Below are 23,481 nucleotides of genomic sequence, written 5' to 3' on the forward strand. Positions count from 1 at the left end.
GGCGCCGCTCAGCCCTCGCTCTCGGCATGGCGCCACCAGTCGAGCAGCGCCGGCGGCACCGCCTCCTCGGCGATCGTCAGGGTCCACACCTCCGCGCCCCGGTCATCCTCCAGGCTCAGGTGCAGCAGGCGCCGATCGGCCCCCGCCTCGACCGGACACGCCCGGGCCGCGGTCGCCAGCAGCCGTTGCAGCTCACCGCGTTGGGCCTCGCTATAGCGGGCACAATGAATGCGCCGCGGTCGCGCCAGCCCCGGGAAGTGCGCCACGCCGCCCTCGCGGCTGAGCCGGAGCACGCTGGCCGGAACCAGGGTCGGCGGGGCCGCGGGGCGCGTCACGGCAGCACCCCGACGCTGCGCCAGGCCTCGCGCACCGCCTCGGCCTCCCGGCTCGAAGCCCCGAAGCGACCGGCGGCGTTGTCCCGTGTCAGCTCGGCGAAGGCCCCGAAGTCGCTGTCCTTCGCCAGGCGCCGATCGACCAGGGTGTCGTACCAGACGCGCCCGACGCCTTCCCAGGCCGGCCCGCCCAGGCTCGTGGCGGCGAGCTGGAAGGCGCGGTTGGGGATCCCCGAGTTGATGTGCACGCCGCCGTTGTCCTCCTGCGTCTCGACGAAGTCGTCCATGTGTCCCGGCTGGGGGTCGCGCCCCAGCACCGGGTCATCGTAGGCCGTGCCGGGCTCGGCCATGGAGCGCAAGGCGCGCCCGGCGACCCGCTCGGTGAACAGCCCCGCCCCGATCAGCCAGTCGGCCTCGCCGGCACGCTGCCCCCGGGCATGCTGCTTGACCAAGCTGCCGAAGACGTCCGACAACGACTCGTTGAGCGCACCGGCCTGGTGGGCGTAGGTAAGCGCCGCCTCGTGCTGGATCACCCCGTGGGTCAGCTCGTGGGCGATGATGTCGAGGGCGATGGTGAAGCGGTTGAACAGCTCGCCGTCACCGTCGCCGAAGACCATCTGGCTGCCGTCCCAGAAGGCGTTCTCGTAGTCCTGGCCATAGTGCACCGTGGCCACCAGCGCCAGGCCGCGGTCATCGAGGGAGTGGCGCTGGAACGCCTCCCAGAACAGCCGGTAGGTCGCCCCCAGGCCGTGATAGGCCTCGTCGACGGCGGGGTCGCCGCTATCGCCCTCCCCTTCGCTGCGCACCCGTCGGCCCGGCAGTTCCTGCCGGCCCTCGGCGGAATGGATGTAGCGGGCCGGCTCGCCGCGCCGGAGGCTGTCCGGGGCGAGCCGGGCGGCACCGGCACGGGCCCGGAAACCATGGTCGGCCTGCAGGGTATGGCGGGCGCACTCGCGCAGCCGGGGGTCGCTCCCGCCGGCGATGCGCTCGAGCAGATAGGGCGGCAGAAAGGTGCGTATCCGGGGCGAAGTCGACTCGATCATCCCTGTCCTCCTGGTGTCTATCCAGGCCGCGACGGCGACGGCCACCTTCCCTGTGGCCCGATGGGCAGCGGAAAGGTTCCGCTAGCGACGCTCCAGCAGCGCCTCCATGCGCGCCAGCTGCTCGCGCATCCGGCGCACGTCGTCGCGCAGGCCGTGCAACTCGGCGGCCTCGCCTTCCCCGCTCTCCAGCTCGATCGCCAGACTCTCCTTCTGCATCACGTCGAGCACGATGCCGATCATCATGTTGAGGAAGATGAAGGCGTTGAGGAAGATGAAGGTGAGGAAGTAGATCCAGGCGTAGGGGTAGTGCTCCATGGTCGGGTAGAGCACCGCCGTGGCCCAGCTCTCGAAGGTGGCCACCTGGAACAGCGTCAGCATGGCCAGCGAGATGTTGCCCCACAGCTGCTCGTCGACGCTGGCGAACAGGAAGCTGCCGATGGCGCCATAGATGTAGAAGATGATGAACATCAGCAGCGCCACGTAGCCCATGCGCGGGATCGACTTGAACAGCGCGGCGATCAGCATGCGCAGCTCGGGGATCATCGATACCAGGCGCAGCACCCGGAAGATCCGCAGCAGGCGCGCCAGCAGCACCATCTCGGAGTCGTCCAGGGGGATCAGGCTGGCGGTGACGATCAGGAAGTCGAAGACGTTCCAGCCGCGCTTGAAGAAGTCACGCAGGCGCTTCTCCGCCGCCATGCGAATCAGGATCTCCACCAGGAAGAAGACGGTCACCGCCGTGTCGAGCCACAGCAGCCACTCCTGGAAGGGGCTGACCTCCTCCTCGTAGGTCTTGGCGCCGATCAGCAGCGCCGAGACGACGATGATGGTGATCACCGTCAGCTCGAAGGCCTTGTGGGCACGCATTCGCTCGAAGCGCTCGCGCCAGGTCTCGAAGGTCGCACTCACGGCCCTACTCCTCCAGGTCCACCTGGCGATAGCCGATCAGGTAGAGCACCGCATCGAGGCCCAGGGTCGAGATGGAATGGCGAGCCTGGGCGCGCACCAGCGGCTTGGCGCGGAAGGCGATGCCGAGCCCGGCGGCGGCGAGCATCTTGAGGTCGTTGGCGCCGTCGCCCACGGCGATGGTCTGCTCCATGGCGAGCCCCTCGCGCTCGGCGATCTCGCGCAGCAGCAGCGCCTTGCGATCGGCATCGAGGATCGGTTCGCGCACCTCGCCGGTCACCTTGCCGTCCTCGATCACCAGCTCGTTGGCGTGGATCTCGTCGAAGCCGAGTCGCTGCTGCAGATGGCGGGCGAAGTAGGTGAAGCCACCGGAGAGGATGGCGGTACGGTAGCCCAGGCGCTTGAGCTGCTTCATCAACCGCTCGACGCCGTCCATCAGCGGCAGTTCCGCGGCGATCTCGGCGAGCACGGCTTCATCGAGTCCCTTGAGCTTGCTCATGCGCTCGCGGAAGCTCTGCTGGAAGTCCAGCTCGCCGCGCATAGCCCGCTCGGTGACGGCGGCGACCTCGTCGTAGACGCCGTGGCGGCGCGCCAACTCGTCGATCACCTCGGCCTGGATCAGGGTGGAATCCATATCGAAGCAGACCAACCGACGGTGCCGGCGCCAGATGGAGTCCTCCTGGATGGCGATGTCCACGCCGTGCATGGCGCCCAGCGCCAGGGCCTTCTCGCGCAGGGCGTCGAGGTCGACCTCCTCGCCGCGCAGCCAGCACTCCACGCAGGCGCCCTGGATGCTCTGGTGGTCGCGGGGCACGCCGCCGTCCAGGGGCTCGCGGCCGGAGAGGCGGTGGATCAGCTCCACGGTGAGGCCGTGCTCGGCGGTCAGCGCGCCGACTTCCGCCAGGATGCCCGCCGGCAGGTGCGGCGCCAGCAGGGTCAGGATCAGCCGCGGCTGGCTGGCCTGGCTGCTCCAGCGCTGATAGTCCTCGGCGCTGACCTGGATCGCCTGGACCTCGAGACCCAGGGCATCGCCGGCGGCGGCGAGTGCGCCTTCCAGGTCGGCCTCGTGGTCGAGGCCGACCAGGGCCTCCAGGGAGAGCATGCCGAAGGTGACGCTCTGGTTGATGTCCAGCAGCCGGGCGCCGCTGGTGGCCAGAGCCTTGCCCAGGCCGGCCAGCTGGCCGGGGCGCGCGGCGCCGGTGGCGCGGATCAGGACTCGTCGTGTCATTCGGTTGCCTCCAGCCGGTCTACCTTCTGCAGGCCGCGGGGCAGCTTGCTGCCGCGCCGGCCGCGCTCGCCGCGATAATACGCCAAATCGTCGGCCTTGAGGGTCAGGTGTCGCTTGCCGGCATGGACCACCAGGGAGGCATCGGCGGGCAGCACCACCAGGTCGCGCACGAACTCCTCGCGCCGCGCCGCCCGGGCGCCGGGGATGTCGATCATCTTGTTGCCCTTGCCCTTGGCCATCTCCGGCAGCTGCTCGAGCGGGAAGACCAGCAGGCGGCCCTCGTTGGAGACCGCGGCGACGCTGGCCCCCACCTCCTCGGGCACGGCCAACGGCGGCAGCACATTGCAGCCCTTGGGCAGGCTCAGCACCGCCTTGCCCGACTTGTTCTTGCCCACCAGCTCCTCGAGACGCGCCACGAAGCCGTAGCCGCCGTCGGAGGCGAGCAGGAAGCGGGTATCGGGCGGCGCCAGCATGACCCCGGCCATGTGCGCCCCGGCCACCACATTGACCCGGCTGGTGACCGGCTCGCCCTGGCCGCGGGCGCTGGGCAGGTTGTGGGCGGTCAGGGTATAGGCACGGCCGGTGTCGTCGAGCAGTACCAGCGGCTGGTTGGTCTTGCCCCGGGCGGCCAGGGCGAAGCGGTCGCCAGCCTTGTAGGAGAGACCGGCGGGATCGATCTCGTGGCCCTTGGCGCTGCGGATCCAGCCCTTCTCGGAGAGCACCACGGTGACGGGGTCGGCGCCCACCAGCTCCACCTCGGAGAGAGCGCGGGCCTCCTCGCGCTCGACGATGGGCGCGCGGCGAGCGTCGCCATGCTCCTCGGCGGCGGTGCGCAACTCCTCCTCGATCAGGTCGGTGAGCTTGGCCTCATTGCCCAGCAGCTCCTGGAGCCGCTTGCGTTCCTCCTCCAGGTCGGCCTGCTCGCCGCGAATCTTCATCTCCTCGAGCTTGGCGAGGTGGCGCAGGCGTAGCTCGAGGATCGCCTCGGCCTGGCGCTCGCTGAGCCCGAAGGCCTCCATCAGCGCCGGCTTGGGCTCGTCCTCCTCGCGGATGATGCGGATCACCTCGTCGATGTTGAGGTAGGCGATCAGCAGGCCCTCGAGGAGGTGCAGGCGATCCTCCACCTTGCCCAGGCGGTGCTCCAGGCGCCGGCGCACCGTGGAGCGACGGAAGCGCAGCCACTCGCCGAGCAGCTCGGGCAGCGGCATGACCCGCGGCCGGCCGTCGAGGCCGATCACGTTCATGTTGATGCGGATGTTCTTCTCAAGGTCGGTGGTGGCGAAGAGGTGCGCCATCAGCGCCTCGATGTCGACGCGGTTGGAGCGCGGCTCGATCACCAGGCGGGTGGGTTCCTCGTGGGTCGACTCGTCGCGCAGGTCGGCCACCATGGGCAGCTTCTTGGCCTGCATCTGGGCGGCGATCTGCTCGAGCACCTTGGCGCCGCTGACCTGGTAGGGCAGCGCGGTGATCACCACGTTGCCCTCCTCGCGCACGTAGCGGGCGCGCAGCTTCACCGAGCCGCGGCCGCTCTCGTAGACCTTGCGCAGGTCGGCCCGCGGGCTGATGATCTCCGCCTCGGTGGGGAAATCCGGGGCCGGCAGGTGCTTCACCAGGTCCGCGGTGGTGGCCTCGGGCCGACGCAGCAGGTGACAGGTCGCCTCGACCACCTCGTTCACGTTGTGCGGCGGGATGTCGGTGGCCATGCCCACGGCGATGCCGGTACCGCCGTTGAGCAGCACATGGGGCAGTCGCGCCGGCAGCACCACCGGCTCGTTCATGGTGCCGTCGAAGTTGGGGGTCCAGTCCACGGTGCCCTGGCCGAGTTCCGAGAGGAGCACCTCGGCGAACTTCGACAGCCGTGCCTCGGTGTAGCGCATGGCCGCGAAGGACTTGGGATCGTCGGGACTGCCCCAGTTGCCCTGGCCGTCCACCAGCGGGTAGCGGTAGCTGAACGGCTGGGCCATCAGCACCATGGCCTCGTAGCAGGCGCTGTCGCCGTGGGGATGGAACTTGCCGAGCACGTCGCCGACGGTACGCGCCGACTTCTTGTACTTGGCGTTGGCTCCCAGCGCCAGCTCGCGCATGGCGTAGACGATGCGTCGCTGCACCGGCTTCATGCCATCGCCGATATGCGGCAGCGCGCGGTCGAGGATGACGTACATCGAGTAGTCAAGGTACGCCTTCTCGGTGTATTCGCGCAGCGAGAGGCGTTCGACGTCGCCCTCCGCCACCTGGATATCCATGGTCATGGGTTCGGGGCCCTATTGGTCGTCATGGAAAAAAACATAGTTAGAAGAGGGAAGAACGGCGCTTCGCGCCTGGAAGAGGGAAGAAAATCATCCATCCTGTCTCCCCTCTTCCTTCTTATCTCTTCCTTCTAAACTTCGATATCCGCCAGGTTACCGTAGTCCTCCAGCCAGCTCTTGCGGTCGGCGGAACGCTTCTTGGCCAGCAGCATGTCCATCATCTCCATGGTGCCGTCGCCGGCCTCGCGGGTCAGCTGCACCAGGCGGCGGGTCTCCGGCGCCATGGTGGTCTCGCGCAACTGCAGCGGACTCATCTCGCCCAGGCCCTTGAAGCGCTGGACGTTGGGCGTGCCGCGCTTGCCCTCGAGCTTGCGCAGGATGGCCGCCTTCTCGCTCTCGTCCAGGGCGTAGAAGACCTCCTTGCCCAGGTCGATGCGGTAGAGCGGCGGCATGGCCACGAAGACGTGGCCGGCATCCACCAGCGCCGGGAAGTGGCGCACGAAGAGCGCGCACAGCAGGGTGGCGATGTGCAGGCCGTCGGAGTCGGCGTCGGCGAGGATGCAGATCTTGTGGTAGCGCAGCTTGGAGAGGTCGTCGCTGCCCGGGTCCATGCCGATGGCCACGGCGATGTCGTGGACCTCCTGGGAGCCGTAGATGTCGTGGGCGTCGACCTCCCAGGTGTTGAGGATCTTGCCGCGCAGCGGCAGGATCGCCTGGGCCTCGCGGTTGCGCGCCTGTTTGGCGCTGCCGCCGGCGGAGTCGCCCTCCACCAGGAAGAGCTCGCTGGCGGCCGGGTCCTGGCCCGAGCAGTCGGCCAGCTTGCCGGGCAGCGCCGGGCCGGAGGTGACCTTCTTGCGCGCCACCTTCTTGGCACTCTTCTGGCGGCGCTGGGCGGCACTGATCACCAGTTCGGCCAGGGCCTCGGCCTGGTCGACGTGGTGGTTGAGCCACAGCGAGAAGGCGTCCTTGACCACCCCCGAGACGAAGCCCGCCACGGTGCGCGACGACAGCCGCTCCTTGGTCTGGCCGGCGAACTGCGGGTCGAGCATCTTCACCGAGAACACGTAGGAGACCCGCTCCCAGAGGTCCTCGGCGCTGAGCTTGACGCCCCGCGGCAGCAGGCTGCGGTACTCGCAGAACTCGCGCAGCGCCTCGAGCAGGCCGGCGCGCAGGCCATTGACGTGGGTGCCGCCCTGGGGCGTGGGGATTAGGTTGACGTAGCTCTCCATCAGCGGCTCGCCGCCCTCGGGCAGCCACTGGATGGCCCAGTCCACCCCCTGCTCCTCGTCGGCGAAGTGACCGACGAAGGGCGACTGGGGCAGCACCTCATAGCCGTCGGTGGCCTGGGCCAGGTAGTCGCGCAGGCCGTCCTCGTACTGCCACTCGCTCTCGGCGCCGTCGGGCTCTACCAGGGTCACCTTCAGCCCCGGGCAGAGCACCGCCTTGGCGCGCAGCAGGTGCTTGAGCCGCGGCAGCGACAGCCGCGGGCTGTCGAAGTAGCCCGCCTCGGGCCAGAAGCGCAAAATGGTGCCGGTGTTGCGCCGCCCCACGCTGCCGATCTCGGCGAGCTTGGAGACCGGCTCGCCGTGCTCGAAGGCGATGGCGTGGCGGCCGCCGTCGCGCAGCACCTCCACCTCCAGGCGCTTGGACAGCGCATTGACCACCGAGACGCCGACGCCGTGCAGGCCGCCGGAGAATTGGTAGCTGGCATTGGAGAACTTGCCGCCGGCGTGCAGCCGGGTGAGGATCAGCTCCACCCCGGAGACGCCGTGCTCGGGATGGATGTCGATGGGCATGCCGCGGCCGTCGTCGGTCACCTCGATGCCGCCGTCCTCGAAGAGGCGCACGCTGATCCGGCTGGCGTGGCCGGCCAGCGCCTCGTCGACGCTGTTGTCGACCACCTCCTGGATCAGGTGGTTGGGGCGGCTGGTGTCGGTGTACATGCCCGGGCGCTTGCGCACCGGCTCCAGGCCGGAGAGCACCTCGATCGAGCTGGCACTGTATTGCGTCATTGTCGTCCGAGTCCTTGTGTTGGCGCGTTCAGGCCGTCAGGCGGTGGCCGGCGTGGGCCAGGACCGCCGCCAGGTGCCGGGCGAGCACCATGAAGGCGTGGTCGGCCCCGGGGTGCAGCAGGGTACGCGCCCCGCGGTAGAGAACGAAGGCGTCGGCCGGATCGAGCACCTCGTCGGCGCTGCCCAGCAGCAGCAGGTAACGGCTGGGCGTCACCGCCGCGGGCGTCAGCGCCTCGAGCTCGGCCAGGTGCTCGGCCCCCACCGTGAAGCGCTCCCCGGTATGGTCGTTGACGAAGGCCTCGCCGACCCAGTTGGCGACCAGCCGCGCCGGGGCCACCGCCGGGTTGATCAGCACCCCGTCCAGGTCATGGCGCTCGGCCAGGCAGGTGGCCAGGAAGCCCCCCATGGAGCTGCCCGTCACCAGTGGGCGCTCGCCCAGTTCGCCCAGCCGCGCCTCGGCCAGTTCCAGGGCCGCCCGCGGCCGATGGGGCAGCTGCGGCGTGATGCAGGGAATGCCCACGGCCTCGCAGGCCTCGCGCACCAGCACGCCCTTGGGGGAGTCGGCCCCGCTGTTGAAGCCGTGCAGGTAGAGCACGCCGCTGGCCGGGCGTGTCCGCCATGGCGCGCTCAGCATACCGCAGCACCTGTATGAACAGCCAGCATCGAATCGACTCCCTGGCTCGTTTTCGCGTCGCCCCGGCGGCTGAGACCCATCACTCCTCCGCTGCCCAGGCCGCCTCGATCAGCGCCCGGGTGGAGGCGTCCATGGCCTCGATGCCCTCGCGGCGCTCGAGGATGCGCTGGGTCTCGCCGGCGATCTTCTTGCCCAGCTCCACCCCCCACTGGTCGAAAGGATTGATCGCCCAGATGGTCGCCTGGACGAACACCTTGTGCTCGTAGAGGGCGATCAGCGCGCCCAGGGTCGCCGGGGTCAGGCGATCGAGCAGCAGGGTGCTGGACGGCTGGTTGCCGCGGTAGCGCTTGTGGCCGGGGCGCGGGCCATCGTCCTCGATGGCGTCGTCGCCGAGCATCAGCACCCGCGATTGGGCGAAGCAGTTGGCCAGGGCCAGGCGGTGCTGGGACTTGAGATGCGCCCGGGTGGCCTCCTCGGCGACGTCGTCATAACGCCGCAGGGGGGCGATGAAGTCGCACTCCACCGCCTGGGTGCCCTGGTGCAGCAGCTGGTAGAAGGCGTGCTGGGCATTGGGGCCGAGCTGGCCCCAGAGTACCGGACAGGTGGAATAGCCGACCTCGTGGCCGTCGTGGGTCACCGACTTGCCGTTGGACTCCATCTCGAGCTGTTCGAGATAGGCCGCGAAGTACTCCAGCCGGCCGTCGTAGGGGAGGATGGAGTGGGCGCGAATGTCCAGGAAGTTGACGTTCCAGATCCCCGCCAGGGCCAGCTGCACCGGCAGGTTGTCGGCGAGCTCCGCCTCGCGGAAGTGGCGGTCCATGGCATGCGCCCCGGCCAGCAGCTCGCGGAAACCGTCCATGCCCACCACCAGGGCGATGGGAAGGCCGATGGCCCCCCACAGCGAGTAGCGTCCGCCCACCCATTCCCAGAACTCCAGCTGGTTGGCTGGCGCGATGCCCCACTCGCCCATCTTCTCGGGGCTCGCCGAGACGCCGATGAAGTGCTGGCGCATCACCAGGGCATCGTCGACGCCCTCCTCCACGCCCAGGCGCGTCATCAGCCAGTCGCGGGCGGTGCGGGCGTTGGAGAGGGTGTCGATGGTGGTGAAGGACTTCGACGAGAGCACGAACAGGGTGGTCTCGGGATTGAGCCGGCCCAGGTAGTCGGCGAGCTGGGAGCCGTCCATGGTGGAGGCGAAGTGCACCTCGATGCGGTGCACGCCCGAGGGACGGAAGTCGGCCAGGGCATGGGTGACCATCAGCGGCCCCAGGTCCGAGCCGCCCACCCCCAGGTTGACCACGTGGCGGATCGCCTTGCCGGTGGCGCCACGCCACTGGCCGGCGTGGAAGCGCTCGACCATGGTGGCCATGTGGTCCAGGGTGGCGTGCACCCCCGGCACCAGGTCCTCGCCGTCGATCTCCAGGGCGGCGTCCGCCGGCAGGCGCAGGGCGGTGTGCAGGGCGGGGCGATCCTCACTGACGTTGACGCGCTCGCCGTCGAGCAGGCGACGGATCGCCCCGGGCAGGTCCGCCTCACGCGCCAGGTCGAGCAGCAGGCGCTGCGTCTCGGTGGACCAGCGCTGCTTGGAGAGATCCAGGGTCAGGCCGGCGGCCCGACGCGTGAAGCGTGCCTGGCGATTCGTCTCCCCGACGAACAGCTCGCGCAGGTGGGTCTCGCGCATCGTCGCGGCGTGGGCCGCCAGGGCGCGCCAGGCGGCGGTCTGATCGATCATGGTTCCTCCTTGGACGCTCTCGGGTCGGGCTGCCGTGCACCTCTGCATGGGCGGGCGTAGAATAGCGACTTCCCCTGCTGTTCCGGCCTGCTTATGAGTGACGCATCTTACCGTGACGCGATCTTTTCCACACCCCTGGACCGGGTGGCGCGCTTCTCGTTCGACGAGCGGGTGGTGGCCTGCTTCCCCGACATGATCCGCCGCTCGGTGCCGGGCTACGGCCAGATCCTCGGCATGCTGGGGCTGATCGCCCGCCGCCACCTGCGCCACGGCGCCCGGGTCTACGACCTGGGCTGCTCGCTGGGCGCCGGGGGGCTGGCCCTGGCCGGCCAGCTGTCCCCCGAGGCCTTCCGCTACACCGGGGTCGACCTCTCGCCGGCCATGGTGGCCCGGGCCCGCGAGACGCTCGCCGCCGAGTGCCCCGACCACGCCATCGAGGTGCTCGAGGGCGACATCCGCCACTTCGACTACCGGCCGACCGGCATGGTGGTGCTCAACTTCACCCTGCAGTTCCTGGCCCCGGAGGATCGCCAGGCGGTGCTGGCCCGGCTCTTCGAGGCCCTGGAACCCGGCGGGGTGCTGGTACTCTCGGAGAAGATCCAGGCCGCGGACGAGGAGGAGAACGCCTGGCTGGTGGAGCGCTACCATGACTTCAAGCGCGCCAACGGCTACAGCGACCTGGAGATCAGCCAGAAGCGCACGGCGCTGGAGAACGTGCTGCTGCCCGACACCCTGGCGGCCCACCACGACCGCCTGGCGGACGCCGGTTTCGCGCGCGCCCATACCTGGTTCCAGTTCCTCAACTTCGCCTCGCTGATCGCCTTCAAGGAGTGAGTCGCACCGGCGAGGCCGGGAGGCAACATGAGCGCATGGCTCGGCGGCCTGCTGCTGGCGGCCGCCACCGCCTGGCTGGCCACCGCCTGGTGGCACGGCCGCAAGCCACTGCCCCCGGGGCTGCACGTGGCCGCCCCCTGGCGCCCCGCCGCAGGCGTCGAATTGCTGCTCGACGAGGCCTGCCTCGACGCCCATGGCCGGTGGCGCCGACGCCGGGCGATCTTCGCCGAGTGGCGGCGGCTGATCGCCCAGGCCCGCCGCCTGGTGGTGATCGACCTCTTCCTGCTCGACGACGGCCCGCTCGGCCGCTCGCTGTGCCGGGCGCTGATCCGCCGCAAGGCCCGGGTGCCGGGGCTCGAGGCGCTGGTGCTGGTGGACCCCATCAACCACTGCTACGGCGGGCGCCCCGCCCCCCAGCTCGAGGCGCTGCGCCGGGCCGGAGTGCGGGTCGCCACCTGCGACCTGACCCCGGGACGCGACCCCAATCCCGCCTGGACGGCGCTGTGGCGAGGCCTGTTCCGCCCGCTGGGCAACGCCACCCGCGGCGGCTGGCTGCCCGATCCCCTGGGCCCGGGGCGCGTCACCCTGCGCAGCTACCTGGCGCTGCTCAACTTCAATGCCAACCACCGCAAGACCCTGGTGGTGGACCACGACGACGGCTGGCGAGCGGTGGTGAGCTCGGCCAACGCCGACTCGGGCAGCCGCGACTACCGCAACGCCGCCCTGCGCCTGGCCGGCCCGGCCGCCCTGGACCTGCTGCACAGCGAGCTGGCCCTGGCACACCGCTCCGGCCTCGCCCCGCTGCCATGCGGTCCCGCGCCGCCCCACGACGCTGGCGTCACCGCCGTGCCCCGGCTGCGCCTGCTCACCGAGGGCGCCATCCGCGACACCCTGCTGGGGATCCTCGACGGCGTCCGGCCCGGCGAGACGCTGGAGGTGTGCGCCTACTACCTGGCCCACCGCCGGGTGATCCACGCCCTGCTCGCCGCCCACCGCCGCGGCGTAGCGTTGCGCCTGCTGCTCGATCCCAACGACAGTCACTTCGGCCGCGCAAGCCCCGGCATCCCCAACCGCCAGACGGCCCGGGAGCTGGCCCGCGCCGGCGTGGCCATCCGCTGGAGCGGCGACGCCCGGGCCCATGCCCACGGCAAGTGGTTGCTGCGCCATGGCGGCAGGCGCCCCGCCACCCTGCTGATCGGCTCGGCCAACCTCAGCCGGCGCAGCCTCGACGACCACAACTTCGAGGCCAACATCCAGCTCGAGGCCGCCGCCGACCACCCCGTGATCCGCCAGGCGCGGGAAAGCTTCGCCCGCTACTGGCATAATCGCCACGGCGAAACCCACAGCCGCCCCTTCCAGGCGTGCGACGACGCCACGGCCTGGCGCTACTGGCGCTATCGCCTGATGGAGGCCAGCGGCTGGTCCACCTTCTAGAGCCGCCTGTCAGGAACATCATGACCGCACCCCATCGCGACCTCTACCACGCCTTCGTCGACCAGGGCCTGGACGCCTGGCTGACCCGCCTGCCCGAGCAGCTCGCCCGCGGCCTGGATCGGCGTCGCTACGGCGACCTGCCGGCCTGGGAGAAGGCGGTGGCCAAGCTGCCGCCGCTACCCGCCGATCGCCGGGTGCACCTGGACACCGACACCGTGACGGTGGATGTGGCGCTCGATGACAGCCGGCGCCGCCAGGCCGAGAACCTGCTGCGCAAGCTCGTCCCCTGGCGCAAGGGGCCCTATCAGCTCGCCGGCATCCAGATCGACACCGAGTGGCGCTCCGACTGGAAGTGGCGGCGCCTGGCGCCGCACCTGGCGGAGCTGCGCGGAAGGCGGGTGCTGGACGTGGGCGGGGGCAGCGGCTACCACGGCTGGCGCATGGCAGGCTGTGGTGCCGCCTTCGTGCTGGTGATCGACCCCTCGCCGCGCTTCTACTGGCAGTTCCGGGCGGTGCGCCACTTCGTCGGCGACGCCGACGGCGGGCGTACCCACTTCCTGCCGGTGGGCATCGAGGACGTCCCCGAGGGGCTCGGCTGGTTCGACACGGTGTTCTCCATGGGCGTGCTCTACCACCGCCCCTCGCCGCTGGAGCACCTGCTGCAGCTCAAGGACGCCCTGCGTCCCGGTGGCGAGCTGGTGCTGGAGACCCTGGTGGTGGAGGGCGACGCCACCACCGTGCTGCTGCCGGGAGAGCGCTACGCCGCCATGCCCAACGTCTACTTCCTGCCGTCGTCGGCGGCGCTCTGCCAATGGCTCGAGCGCTGCGGCCTCGCGAACGTGCGGGTGGTGGACGAGGCGGTGACCACCACCGACGAGCAGCGCTCGACCTCCTGGATGACCTTCCAGTCGCTGGCCGACTTCCTCGATCCCGAGGACCCGACGCGAACCCGCGAGGGCTACCCCGCCCCGCGGCGCGCGGTGGTCATCGCCAACCTGCCGGGCTGAGCCCCGCACGGGTCGCCCGGGCCTCACGCGGTATCGTCGGTCGTACCGGCCACATCACGGCGCACGGCCGCCAGCCCATGGTCGGAAATGAAGCCACGCGCCTGGGCATGTTCCGCGATCAGCACGCTGTCGGCGGCCAACACCAGGTCGCAGCGGGTGTGGCGTATCTGGTCGCGCAACAGCTGGATGGCATGCTGCCGATCCGCCCGCCGGTCCACGCGACGGATATAGATCGCCTCGATACGCCCGGGATGGGCCTTGACGATCCGAGTGTAGACTTCGGGGTCGTGCTGCCCGCTGTCGCCGATCAGGATGCAGGGTACCCCCTCGAACAGCGCCAGCATGCGGCTGATCAGTCGCTGCTTGTGATCCTCGGCCCGACGCGGCCAGGGATGGCGCGGGGAGATGCCCCACTCGCGCAGGAACAGGATCGGCCCGACCGGAATGCGATTGAGCTGGAAGAAGGTCTCCAGCATCTCATAGATCGCCCAGGGCCCCCGTGACACGTAGAGAATGGGCCGCTCGCCCTGGTCATCCGCGCCGCGGTGCAGGGCCTGGTACAGCGATGCCACGCCGGGAAAGGCCGTGCGCTGGTGGGGCTTCTCTAGGAACAGCCGATAGAGCATGCGCAGCTTGTCGGCCACGCCGGTGTACATCACGGTATCGTCGATGTCGCTGATCACCAGCAGGTCGGTCTCGGGGGCCGGAATATAGACATCCACGCTGGCGCGCACCGGCGCCTCGTGGTCGGCCGAGACCCACAGCTCGGCGCGGTGCCAGGCACGATCGAGCGGCAGTGATGAGACGAGCGGCAGGTGGGCGTCGAAGTAGCCATCATGATCGGTGGTCACGGAGACGTGACTATCGCCCAGATGGATATCGACGCTGGCATTGGCCACGCCACGACGGGCGATGCGACGCACCACGTCGGCCAGGTCGCGCAGGAAGCCACGGCGCGGCACCATCCTGCCCAGTGGCGCCTGATGAAACACGCGGCCCGTGAGGAAGGCTTCTCGACGCGAGCCATACCCCCGGTAGGGGGTGACCATCAGGCCACCGTGGCCGTGATCGCGCTTCATCGGTCTGGCCACGACCCCCACCAGCCGCTTCACGAACAGGGTGACGTGTCGAAGCGCCTGCTTCACCCACGCCACCCTGTCCACAGACCAAGTCGAGACTTGCCGTTCATGGTCGCACGCTCCGGATCGTGTCGATGACCCCAAGCCTAGTCCCGACCCAGCGGCTCCCGCACGTCCTTCGCCTCCCTTGACGATATTCGGCCCCCAGCCAGCCAGGTCGGCGTAGTGCGCCTCCTGCGGAGGGGGCCTACCGCCTCAGGATCGCCAGCCAGCGCCCCAGGTTGAGCAGGCTGGCCAGCGACGCCGCCACATAGGTGAGGGCGCAGGCGGTGAGCACGTGGCGGGCGCCGGGCATGTCGTAGGGCGGGATATACTCCTCGAGCAGCGGCAGGGCGCGCTGGAAGCTGGCATCGAACTCCACCGGCAGGGTCACCAGGTGCACCAGGGCGGCGGCACCGAAGCTGAGCACCGCGGCCAGCACCAGTACCAGGCTGCCCCCGGGCATACGGGTAGCTACCAGCAGCACCGGCGCCGCCATCATCAGCAGCGCGCCGAGCTTCTCCGCCTGCCGGGCCACCACCACCAGCCGCGAACGCGCCAGCAGCGGCGCATAGCCCTGGTGGTGCTGGATGGCGTGCCCCACCTCGTGGGCGGCCACCGTCACCGCGGTGAGCGAGCGGCCCGCGTAGTGGTCCCGCGACAGCCGCACCCGCCGCGCCTGCGGGTCGTAATGGTCGCCGCCCTCGGTCACCTCCACCTTCACGCCCTCGATGCCCAGGCGCCGCAGCAGATGCTCGGCCAGCTCGCCGCCGGTGCCGGGGTAGTCGTCCCGCCCCCGGGCGTGACGACGCAGCACCCACTGCGCCCAGAGGTTGGGCAGCAGGAAGAGGGCGAGCAGCAGGACGACGGCCAGCACGAACATCGACGGGGCACTCCGGGAGGGCTGTGTGGCATTGGACCCAGCCTACCAGAGGCGGTTTCCCCGGTGGGGCCGGGGCCACAACGACAACGGGCCCGGCGACCGAAGTCGCCGGGCCCGTCGAGGCGGTGGACCGCTCGCCGCTACTTGAGCAGCTCGCGGATATCCTTCGCCTCCCAGTGGGGGAAGTACTTGCGCACCAGGGCGTTGAGTTCGACCTCGAAGCCGGCCCAGTCCACCTCGCCGGCACCGGGCGCCTCGCCCGCCACTGCGCCGCGGATCATGCCCGCACCCACGGTGACGTTGGTCAGCCGGTCGATGACGATGAAACTGCCGGTGCCGGGGCTGCGCGAGTAGTCGTCGATGGGCACCTCGGCGGTGAGCGCCACCTTGCAGCGGGCGATGGTGTTGAGCTCCAGGCGCTCGGCAGGGTGTCGCTCCAGGGTGTTGACGTCTACCTGGTGGACGATCTCGCTCACCTGCCCGGCCACCGAGCGCCCCGCCAGGCGGATGTCGTACTGGCGGCCCGGGGTCAGGGCGTCCTCGTGCATCCACACGATGTCCGCCTCGAAGGCGTGGGAGAGGTCGACCTCGGCGTCCTCGGCGACGATCCAGTCGCCGCGGGAGATGTCGATCTCATCCTCCAGGGTGACGGTGATCGCCTGGCCCGGGAAGGCCTCCTCCAGGTCGCCGTCCCAGGTGACGATGCGCTCGACCGTGGAGCGCTTGCCCGAGGGCAGCACCTTGACCGCCTGGCCGGGGCGCAGCAGGCCCGCCTCCAGGGTGCCGGCATAGCCGCGGAAGTCGAGGTCCGGGCGGTTGACGTACTGCACCGGCAGGCGCAGGTCGCGCAGGTTGCGGTCGCGGCTCACCTCCACGGTCTCGAGCAGCTCGAGCAGCGGCGGCCCCTCGTACCAGGGCATGGCCTCACTGCGGTTGACCACGTTGTCGCCCTTCAGCGCCGAGATCGGCACGAAGCGGATGTCGCGGGCGCCCAGCTTGTCGGCGATGGCCTGGTAGTCGGCGACGATCTCCTCGAAGCGCTCCCGGGAGTAGTCGACCAGGTCGAGCTTGTTCACCGCCACCACCAGGTGCTGGATGCCCACCAGGTCGGCGATAAAGCTATGCCTTCTGGTCTGCGTTTGAACACCGTGCCGAGCATCGATCAGGATGATGGCGAGACTGGCGGTCGAAGCCCCCGTGGCCATGTTGCGGGTGTACTGCTCGTGCCCCGGGGTGTCGGCGATGATGAACTTGCGCTTGTCGGTGGAGAAGAAGCGGTAGGCCACGTCGATGGTGATGCCCTGCTCGCGCTCCGACTGCAAGCCATCGACCAGCAGCGCCAGGTCCACCTCCTCGCCGGTGGTGCCGACCTTCTTCGAATCGCGGGTGATCGCCGCGAGCTGGTCGTCGAAGATCATCTTGGAGTCGTGCAGCAGCCGCCCGATCAGGGTCGACTTGCCGTCGTCGACGCTGCCGCAGGTGATGAAGCGCAGCAGGTCCTTGTTCTCGTGCTCGTGCAGGTACTGCTCGATATTCTCGGCAATGAGTGCTGATTGGTGTGACATCTGCCCGCCCCCTTAGAAATAACCTTCGCGTTTCTTCTTCTCCATGGAGCCGGCCTGATCGTGGTCGATGGCCCGGCCGCTGCGCTCGGAGGTCCTCGTCAGCAGCATCTCCTGGATGATCTCCGGCAGGGTGGCGGCCTTCGACTCCACCGCCCCGGTGAGCGGGTAGCAGCCCAGGGTACGGAAGCGCACCCACTTCTCCTCGGGCACCTCGCCCTCGGCCAGCGGCATGCGCTCGTCGTCGACCATGATCTGCATGCCGTCACGCTCCACCACCGGGCGCGGGGCGGCGTAGTAGAGCGGCACGATGGGGATGGACTCCAGGTAGATGTACTGCCAGATGTCCAGCTCGGTCCAGTTGGAGAGCGGGAAGGCGCGGATCGACTCGCCCTTGTTGACCCGGGCGTTGTAGAGGTTCCACAGCTCGGGACGCTGGTTCTTGGGATCCCAGCGGTGGAACTTGTCGCGGAAGGAGAAGACGCGCTCCTTGGCGCGGCTGGCCTCCTCGTCGCGGCGCGCCCCGCCGAAGGCGGCGTCGAAGCCGTACTTGTCCAGGGCCTGCTTGAGGGCCTGGGTCTTCATCACGTCGGTGTAGCCGCTGGAGCCATGATCGAAGGGGTTGATGCCCGCTTCCGCCCCCTCCTGGTTGATGTGCTCGATCAGTTCCATGCCGGACTCCGCGGCCATGCGGTCGCGGAACTCGATCATCTCGCGGAACTTCCAGGTGGTGTTGATGTGCATCAGCGGGAAGGGCGGCGGGCCGGGATAGAAGGCCTTGCGCGCCAGGTGCAGCATCACCGAGGAGTCCTTGCCGATGGAGTAGAGCATCACCGGGTTGCGGAACTCGGCCGCCACCTCGCGGATGATGTGGATCGACTCGGCCTCGAGCTGCTGCAGGTGGGTGAGCCGCCGGGGCGACAACGCCGATGGCGCCTCGCCCGCGACCTGGTGAGCCGACTCCCGGCTCGGTGCATGAAGAGTGGTCATGGCCCGGCTACCTCGCATGACGGTGAAAAGGGATCATGCGCGACAGGGTAACGTCGGACCGATAATAACCCAAAAGAATTAATAACTATCTTTTTATAGCCATTATTCAGATATCGACTCGCTCCACCCGGGTCGCCAGGGTGTCGCCGTCCAGATCGACGACACGGTAGCCGGGCCGCGCGGCCGCGTCGACGGCGAAGGTCTCGGCACCAGGCGTGAACTGGTCGGAGGTGGCGGGGCAGCCGTAGACGGCGATCTCGCGCTCGCCCGGCCTGCGGTGGCCGGCGAAGGCCTGGTGAATATGGCCGCAGAGGATGGCCCCGACCTGGGGATGAGGCGCCAGGGTCTCCCAGAACGCCTCCGCCCCCTCCAGGCCCAGGGCATCCAGCCAGGCCGAGCCCACCGCCAGGGGCGGATGGTGCATGGCCAGCAGGGTCGGCCGTGCGTCGCCCGTGAGGCGTTCGTCCAGGGCGGCCAGGGCCTTATCGCCCAGCCTGCCGTGGGGCTCGCCGACCACCTGGGTATCGAGCACCAGGATCCGCCAGGCCCCCAGTTCGAGCTCGCCGGGCAGCGGCCGCGCCTCGGCCATGCGCCGCGGATCGTCGTGGTTGCCTGGCAGCCACTCCCAAGGGGCGACGAGCCGCCCCAGGGTGCGCAGCGCCAGGGCGTAGGAGTCGGCCGTCTCGTCGTCGCTGACGTCGCCGGTGACCAGCACCAGGTCCGGTCGCTCGCGGTTGACCGCCGCCACCACCGCCTCGAGGCGGGGCAGCGGGAAGTCCACCCGCCCGCGGGCGCCGGGGTCGGCGTACAGGTGGCAGTCGCTGATCTGGACCAGCCGGGGCATCAGGGCAGTCCTCCCATCAAGGCAGCTCGGGCAGGTCGAGGGAGTGGCCATGGGCCAGGCCGTGCTCCAGCCACTCCCCGAGGAAGCGATTGAGCTGGAGCTTCTCGTCGGGCTGGTGCATGTGGGCGTTGGGATAGCGGTAGCGGCCGTGGAAGTGGCGCCGACGCTGGAAGTCGGCGACCTCGGCCATGCGCACGTCGTGGTAGAGGTGCACGCGCATGCGCGGAGTCTCGAGCAGCGCATCGAGCACGCCGCGCTGGGTGACCCGCACGATGCTGGTGTAGGGCGCGCATTCCAGCAGTTCCAGGCGCAGCACGCCGAGACGGCGACCCTCGCCGCCGAGCAGTTCCACCTCGCGGGTCTCGCCGGCCTCCAGGTCGCCCAGCAGGCGAACCAGGCGCAGATAGTTGGCGCTGCACTCGCCCTGCAGGCCCTTGAGGTCGGTCACATAGGCTGTTCTCGGCACGCTAGCTCCTCGCTCGCAGCGACGCCCGCTCGCCCGCCAGCCAGTGGAAGGCGATCAGGCACATGGCATTGTCGAGTCGTCCGGCCTGCAGGAGTTCCCAGGCCTTGCCAAACGGTAGCACATGCACGCGGATGTCCTCCTGCTCCTCGTCCAGGCCGTGCACGCCGCCCAGCCCCCGGCTGTCCATCAGGCCACAGAACAGCGTGACCCGCTCGTTGCAGGCGCCGGGGCTGGGGTAGTAGGTATGCAGCTCGATCAGCTCACCCACCTCGCAGCCGGCCTCCTCCAGGGACTCCCGGCGGGCTACCTCGGCGGCACTCTCGCCGCGCTCCACCAGGCCCGCCACCACTTCGAGCTTCCAGGGCGAGTCGGGGTCGTCGAGGGCGCCGGCACGGAACTGCTCCACCAGCACCACGGCGTCGCGCTCCACGTCGTAGAGCAGCACCCCCACGGCGTCGTGGCGCTGGTGCACCTCGCGCACCACCTCGCCGCTCCAGCCGCCCTCGAAGAGGCGATGGCGCAGGCGCAGCCCTTCCAGACGGAAGAAGCCCTGGTGCAGGCAGCGGCGCTCCAGCAGCTCCACGTCCGCGGCGGTGAAGGGCGCCGCGGCGAGATCCGGGGCCTCGGGGGCATCACTCATGGGGGTCTCCGGTCACGCGAAAGGCCCCATTATCGTGACCCGACCCCGCCCTGCCAACCACCGCGCGGCGAATGCGCCCTCCGGGATTGGCGGCCACCCAGCGGATGACGTATGTTGCCAGCCTGGAACGAGAGGAGGCCGGCACCGACATGAAAGGCCGCAACATGACCCGCTGGCGCGATCCCGCCAAGGACCCGCGCCAGGAACCCAAGAGCAACCTGATCACCGCCGAGGGGGCCGAGCGGCTGCGCGGCATCCTCGATCACCTCTCGAGGGTCAAGCGCCCGGCGCTGTCGGCCAAGGTGGGCGAGGCGGCGGCGCTGGGCGACCGCAGCGAGAACGCCGACTACACCTACAACAAGAAGGAACTCAACCGGGTGATCGCGCGGATCCGCTACCTGACCAAGCGCCTCGACGAGCTGCAGGTGGTGGACCGGCTGCCGGCGGACACCGACAAGGTCTATTTCGGCGCCTTCGTCACCCTGGAGGACGAGGACGGCGAGGAGATGCGCATCCGCATCGTCGGCCACGACGAGACGGATACCACCAAGCGCTGGATCAGCGTCGACGCCCCCCTGGCCCGCGCCCTGCTCGGCAAGGCGCTGGACGACGAGGTGACGGTGGCCGCCCCCGGCGGCGACACCAGCTACGTGATCACCGAGATCGCCTATCGCGACCCGGGGAAGTAAGCTCATGCAGTTGGTAGAGCGAGCCGAGTGCCGCATCAGCTATTCCGGCAAGGGTCTGCACTGGGACGACCTTGATGAGGATATCTCCGTGGAGGGACTCATTGCTGGCAGAGGCGACATGACGCAGCACCACAGCCGTGTCGCCTGATCAGCCGCGCCGCCGGCCCGTAGTCGATGGCGCCCTCCTGGTGGAAGGGCGGGTTGCTGACGATGGCATCGAAGCGCCGCCCGGGCAGCGCCGAGTAGACATCGCTCTCCAGGGCCAGGCCGTTGACCGCCAGGCTGCGCCCCGCCGCCTCCACCGCGAAGGTGTTGACGTCCACCGCCGTGACCCGCAGCACGCCATCGATGCGGCGCGGCGACACCCGCGAGCCCGAGGAATCAACACCTTGCGACATGGCGCCGAGAATCGTTGGTAATCGGCGACAGTCTTCACCGGCCATCCCCCCTCCCCGCTCCGATGCCCGGGCCCGGCACGCGTTCATCTCGCGATTTTCCAACGAGAAATCGCGTAGCGGCATGAATATGGCTTGACCTCTACAGGCGGGCAATCCTGCCCGCCGCGTGAAAAGAGCGATTTCACTGGAGGTACAGCATGAAAACGGTATGGCTGAAAATGGCAGTACTGCCTCTTGCCCTGCTCTTCGGTGCCAGTGTCGCCGTCGCCAACCCTGCCTCGTTCAGCGACCTGGATGTTGACGGCGATGGCGCCTTGAGCGCCGAGGAAGCCGCCGCCGTGGAAGGCCTGGACTTCGAGGCCGCCGACGCCGATGGCGATGGCGCCCTGAACGAGGAGGAGTTCGAGGCCGCCAAGGGGGAGATGGAAGGCACCAAGGAAGGCGAAACCGGCATGGAAGGCGAGACCACCGCCGAGTAACCTCCCCCACCCGGCAGCCGGTTCCTCCGGCTGCCGTCTCCCCGCATGCCGGGCCTGCCCGGCATGCGTCCCCTGCCGCCGATGCCGCCAGCTTCCGCTGCGGCATCCGGCGGAATGTCCCCTCAAGCGCTAGCGACGTAGACCCGGAAGCGGCGATCGTCGGCGAGAATCTCGAAGCCTCCGAAGGCGCGCTCCAGCAGGTCCGGATAGGGCAGGAAGGCGTTGGCCACCACCAGCAGCCGGCCGCCGGGGTTCAGGTGATCCGGCGCCTCACTGATCAGCCGCGCCGCCGGCCCGTAGTCGATGGCGCGCTCCTGGTGGAAGGGCGGGTTGCTGACGATAGCATCGAAGCGCCGCCCGGGCAGCGCCGAGTAGACATCGCTCTCCAGGGCCTCGCCGACCAGGCCGTTGGCCGCCAGGCTGCGGCTCGCCGCCTCCACCGCGAAGGCGTTGACGTCCACCGCCGTGACCCGCGCCCCGCGGCGCGCCAGCCAGGCGGCCAGGATGCCGTCGCCGCACCCCATATCCAGGATATCGCCCCGCCCCTCGCCCCGTCCCTCAGGTAGCGCCGCACCCAGCTCGCCGAGCAGCAGGCGGGTGCCGTCGTCGAGCTTGGCGTGGCCGAACACCCCGGGGTGGCTGGCCAGGGTCAGCCGCTCACTCCCGAGATCCGCCTCGAAGCGGGTCCAGGCCGCCTCCGGCGCGAGCGCCACACGGTCCAGGCGGGTCTCGAACAGCGAGCAGCGCCGGGCGCTATCGAGCTTGCGACAGCCCAGCCCCAGGGCCGCCAGTGCCTTGAGCACCCGCTTGATGCCGCCCTGGTTCTCGCCCACCAGCTGCAGCGGCGTGCCGGGTGACAGGGTCGCGCACAACCACAGCAGCCACCACTCGCCCAGGGCATGGCTCTTGGGCCAGAACAGCACCGCCCCCGGCGGGGTGCCCTCCCCGGGCGTCTCTCCACCCCTTGGCAGCGCCTCGAAGGGCGAGGCGGCGGGCCGGCCCCGGGCCTGCCAGGCCTCGCGCACCGTCAGGTCGGCGCTGATCGCCGTGCCCTGCCCCGCCTCCAGCCACCCGTCGCGGGGCGGCGCCACCCACCACCAGCCACGGTAGTCGGCGTCCTGGCGTTCCAGCAGCTGGCAGACCGGCGTCTCGGCACTCATCGGCGGGGCTCCCGTGGGGGGTGGGCGTGTTCGAGGGTGTAGAGCAGGTAGCGGCCCAGCCGCCAGTGGGGCTCGGTGCGGCAGTAGCGCCACTCGAGCTCCAGCAGGCGCTCCAGGTCGTCCGCCGTGGCCGGCGGCTGGCGCAGGTAGTCGTGGAAAACGCGGATTCCCGCTACCTCGCGGACCACCAGGCCGCACTCGGCGCTCCAGGCGCTGACCTGGGCGTGGGTCAGCGGTGAGATCGGCGTCAGCCGCTGGCCCAGCCCCTTGCCCTCCAGGCGATCGGCCAGGGCCTTGTCCAGGTTGCCCTTGACCGCATTGGAGAAGCGCAGCGCGTCGCGATTGAAGACCATCAGCGACAGCTGCCCGCCCGGCGCCAGCAGGCCGGCCAGGGTCGCCAGGGCCGAGCGCGGGTCGCCCAGCCACTCCAGTACCGCATGGCAGGCGATCAACGACCAGGGGCCGGGGGCCCGCTCAGGCAGCGCCTGCAGCGGGTCCTGAAGGAGGGTCACGTCGCGGTCGGCCAGCGTCTCCCGGGCCCGTGCCAGCATCTCCGCCGAGGGCTCGGCCAGGGTCACCGCATGGTCGCGCGCCGCGAACCAGTCGGCGAGTTGCCCCAGGCCACCGCCCACGTCGAGCAGCGGCTGACCATCGAGTTCGAGCATCTCCGGCAGCAGGCGGTCGAGCAGCGCCAGGCGCAGCGCGCCGCGGCTGGCGCCGTAGAGGCCGTCGGCGAACTTGTCGGCGAGGCCGTCGAAGTGACGATCGCCCTGCGCGGAGAGCGGTGCTTGGGTAGCGGGGTCGGGGTGCATCACGGCTCCCTGAGGGTCGATGTGATGCGCAT

Annotated in this window: 23 protein-coding genes and 1 pseudogene; 6 read left to right on the plus strand and 18 right to left on the minus strand. The window is 69.8% G+C overall.

Annotated features, from left to right (window positions below; genetic code table 11):
* Positions 1-8: 8 nt before the first annotated feature.
* The 8 genes from QWY80_RS02005 to pgi all read right to left on the minus strand — a co-directional run bounded on the left by QWY80_RS02005 (position 9) and on the right by pgi (position 10,133).
* On the minus strand, positions 9-335 hold the full coding sequence (locus QWY80_RS02005) for a protealysin inhibitor emfourin (RefSeq protein WP_290229000.1): 327 nt from the start codon (positions 333-335) through the stop codon (positions 9-11).
* Positions 332-1,375, minus strand: coding sequence for a M4 family metallopeptidase (locus QWY80_RS02010; protein WP_290229001.1), 1,044 nt, complete (start codon positions 1,373-1,375; stop codon positions 332-334). The genes QWY80_RS02005 and QWY80_RS02010 overlap by 4 nt, the downstream gene beginning before the upstream one ends.
* Positions 1,376-1,456: 81 nt before the next feature.
* Positions 1,457-2,284: an ion transporter gene (locus tag QWY80_RS02015; RefSeq protein ID WP_290229002.1), complete on the minus strand. Its 828-nt coding sequence runs from the start codon at positions 2,282-2,284 to the stop codon at positions 1,457-1,459.
* 4 nt (positions 2,285-2,288) lie between these two features.
* Positions 2,289-3,509: a phosphoserine phosphatase SerB gene (gene serB / locus QWY80_RS02020; protein ID WP_290229003.1), complete on the minus strand. Its 1,221-nt coding sequence runs from the start codon at positions 3,507-3,509 to the stop codon at positions 2,289-2,291.
* Positions 3,506-5,758, minus strand: a complete 2,253-nt coding sequence (parC, locus tag QWY80_RS02025) for a DNA topoisomerase IV subunit A (protein ID WP_290229004.1) — start codon at positions 5,756-5,758, stop codon at positions 3,506-3,508. Before parC ends, serB begins: the two co-directional genes overlap by 4 nt.
* Positions 5,759-5,886: 128 nt before the next feature.
* Complete coding sequence (gene parE, locus QWY80_RS02030) at positions 5,887-7,767, minus strand: DNA topoisomerase IV subunit B (RefSeq protein ID WP_290229005.1); 1,881 nt, start codon at positions 7,765-7,767, stop codon at positions 5,887-5,889.
* Positions 7,768-7,795: 28 nt separating this feature from the next.
* A complete protein-coding gene (locus QWY80_RS02035) occupies positions 7,796-8,401 on the minus strand; it encodes a YqiA/YcfP family alpha/beta fold hydrolase (protein ID WP_290229006.1) in 606 nt (201 codons plus the stop codon).
* 79 nt (positions 8,402-8,480) lie between these two features.
* Positions 8,481-10,133, minus strand: a complete 1,653-nt coding sequence (pgi, locus tag QWY80_RS02040; protein ID WP_290229007.1) for a glucose-6-phosphate isomerase — start codon at positions 10,131-10,133, stop codon at positions 8,481-8,483.
* Positions 10,134-10,226: 93 nt separating this feature from the next.
* Between pgi and cmoA the strand changes: the two genes are divergently transcribed.
* From cmoA to cmoB, 3 genes are read left to right on the plus strand one after another with little or no spacing between them, the layout of a single operon-like run.
* Positions 10,227-10,967 (plus strand): carboxy-S-adenosyl-L-methionine synthase CmoA, encoded by a 741-nt coding sequence (gene cmoA / locus QWY80_RS02045; protein ID WP_290229008.1) that lies wholly within the window; start codon positions 10,227-10,229, stop codon positions 10,965-10,967.
* A gap of 27 nt (positions 10,968-10,994) precedes the next feature.
* Positions 10,995-12,401 carry a phospholipase D-like domain-containing protein gene (locus QWY80_RS02050; RefSeq protein WP_290229009.1) on the plus strand — a complete coding sequence of 469 codons (1,407 nt, stop codon included), beginning with the start codon at positions 10,995-10,997 and terminating at the stop codon, positions 12,399-12,401.
* 20 nt (positions 12,402-12,421) lie between these two features.
* On the plus strand, positions 12,422-13,408 hold the full coding sequence (gene cmoB, locus QWY80_RS02055) for a tRNA 5-methoxyuridine(34)/uridine 5-oxyacetic acid(34) synthase CmoB (protein WP_290229010.1): 987 nt from the start codon (positions 12,422-12,424) through the stop codon (positions 13,406-13,408).
* A gap of 23 nt (positions 13,409-13,431) precedes the next feature.
* Here cmoB and QWY80_RS02060 read toward each other — a convergent pair whose 3' ends face one another.
* From QWY80_RS02060 to QWY80_RS02090, 7 genes are all read right to left on the minus strand, one after another.
* Positions 13,432-14,487 (minus strand): App1 family protein phosphatidate phosphatase, encoded by a 1,056-nt coding sequence (locus QWY80_RS02060; RefSeq protein WP_290229032.1) that lies wholly within the window; start codon positions 14,485-14,487, stop codon positions 13,432-13,434.
* A gap of 247 nt (positions 14,488-14,734) precedes the next feature.
* Positions 14,735-15,409: a zinc metallopeptidase gene (locus QWY80_RS02065; protein ID WP_290229011.1), complete on the minus strand. Its 675-nt coding sequence runs from the start codon at positions 15,407-15,409 to the stop codon at positions 14,735-14,737.
* 140 nt (positions 15,410-15,549) lie between these two features.
* A complete protein-coding gene (cysN, locus tag QWY80_RS02070; RefSeq protein ID WP_290229012.1) occupies positions 15,550-16,974 on the minus strand; it encodes a sulfate adenylyltransferase subunit CysN in 1,425 nt (474 codons plus the stop codon).
* Positions 16,975-16,986: 12 nt separating this feature from the next.
* A complete protein-coding gene (gene cysD, locus QWY80_RS02075) occupies positions 16,987-17,961 on the minus strand; it encodes a sulfate adenylyltransferase subunit CysD (RefSeq protein WP_290229013.1) in 975 nt (324 codons plus the stop codon).
* A 106-nt stretch (positions 17,962-18,067) separates the two neighbouring features.
* Positions 18,068-18,805, minus strand: a complete 738-nt coding sequence (locus QWY80_RS02080) for a phosphodiesterase (protein ID WP_290229014.1) — start codon at positions 18,803-18,805, stop codon at positions 18,068-18,070.
* 16 nt (positions 18,806-18,821) lie between these two features.
* Entirely contained in the window at positions 18,822-19,271 is a 450-nt protein-coding gene (locus QWY80_RS02085) for a DUF1249 domain-containing protein (protein WP_290229015.1), read from the minus strand.
* Position 19,272: 1 nt separating this feature from the next.
* A complete protein-coding gene (locus QWY80_RS02090; RefSeq protein WP_290229016.1) occupies positions 19,273-19,911 on the minus strand; it encodes an NUDIX domain-containing protein in 639 nt (212 codons plus the stop codon).
* Positions 19,912-20,060: 149 nt separating this feature from the next.
* Between QWY80_RS02090 and greB the strand changes: the two genes are divergently transcribed.
* Positions 20,061-20,600 carry a transcription elongation factor GreB gene (greB, locus tag QWY80_RS02095; protein WP_290229017.1) on the plus strand — a complete coding sequence of 180 codons (540 nt, stop codon included), beginning with the start codon at positions 20,061-20,063 and terminating at the stop codon, positions 20,598-20,600.
* Positions 20,601-20,604: 4 nt separating this feature from the next.
* The gene (locus QWY80_RS02100) at positions 20,605-20,748 is read left to right on the plus strand and encodes a DUF2442 domain-containing protein (protein WP_290229018.1); all 144 of its coding nucleotides are present in this window, start codon (positions 20,605-20,607) and stop codon (positions 20,746-20,748) included.
* On the opposite strand, the pseudogene QWY80_RS02105 reads toward QWY80_RS02100, so the two are convergent.
* A pseudogene (locus tag QWY80_RS02105) lies at positions 20,747-20,932 on the minus strand (methyltransferase); the annotation flags it as partial. The gene QWY80_RS02100 and the pseudogene QWY80_RS02105 sit on opposite strands and share 2 nt — an antisense overlap.
* A 263-nt stretch (positions 20,933-21,195) precedes the next feature.
* On the opposite strand from QWY80_RS02105, the gene QWY80_RS02110 reads away from it, so the two are divergent.
* Positions 21,196-21,477 (plus strand): hypothetical protein, encoded by a 282-nt coding sequence (locus QWY80_RS02110; RefSeq protein ID WP_290229019.1) that lies wholly within the window; start codon positions 21,196-21,198, stop codon positions 21,475-21,477.
* A gap of 122 nt (positions 21,478-21,599) precedes the next feature.
* Here the strand turns inward: QWY80_RS02110 and QWY80_RS02115 are convergent, their stop codons facing one another.
* Positions 21,600-22,637, minus strand: coding sequence for a methyltransferase (locus tag QWY80_RS02115; RefSeq protein WP_290229020.1), 1,038 nt, complete (start codon positions 22,635-22,637; stop codon positions 21,600-21,602).
* Positions 22,634-23,449 (minus strand): methyltransferase, encoded by an 816-nt coding sequence (locus QWY80_RS02120; RefSeq protein WP_290229021.1) that lies wholly within the window; start codon positions 23,447-23,449, stop codon positions 22,634-22,636. Before QWY80_RS02120 ends, QWY80_RS02115 begins: the two co-directional genes overlap by 4 nt.
* Positions 23,450-23,481: the final 32 nt, after the last annotated feature.

This window comes from Halomonas ramblicola (assembly GCF_030409215.1).
Classification (GTDB): Bacteria; Pseudomonadota; Gammaproteobacteria; order Pseudomonadales; family Halomonadaceae; genus Halomonas; species Halomonas ramblicola.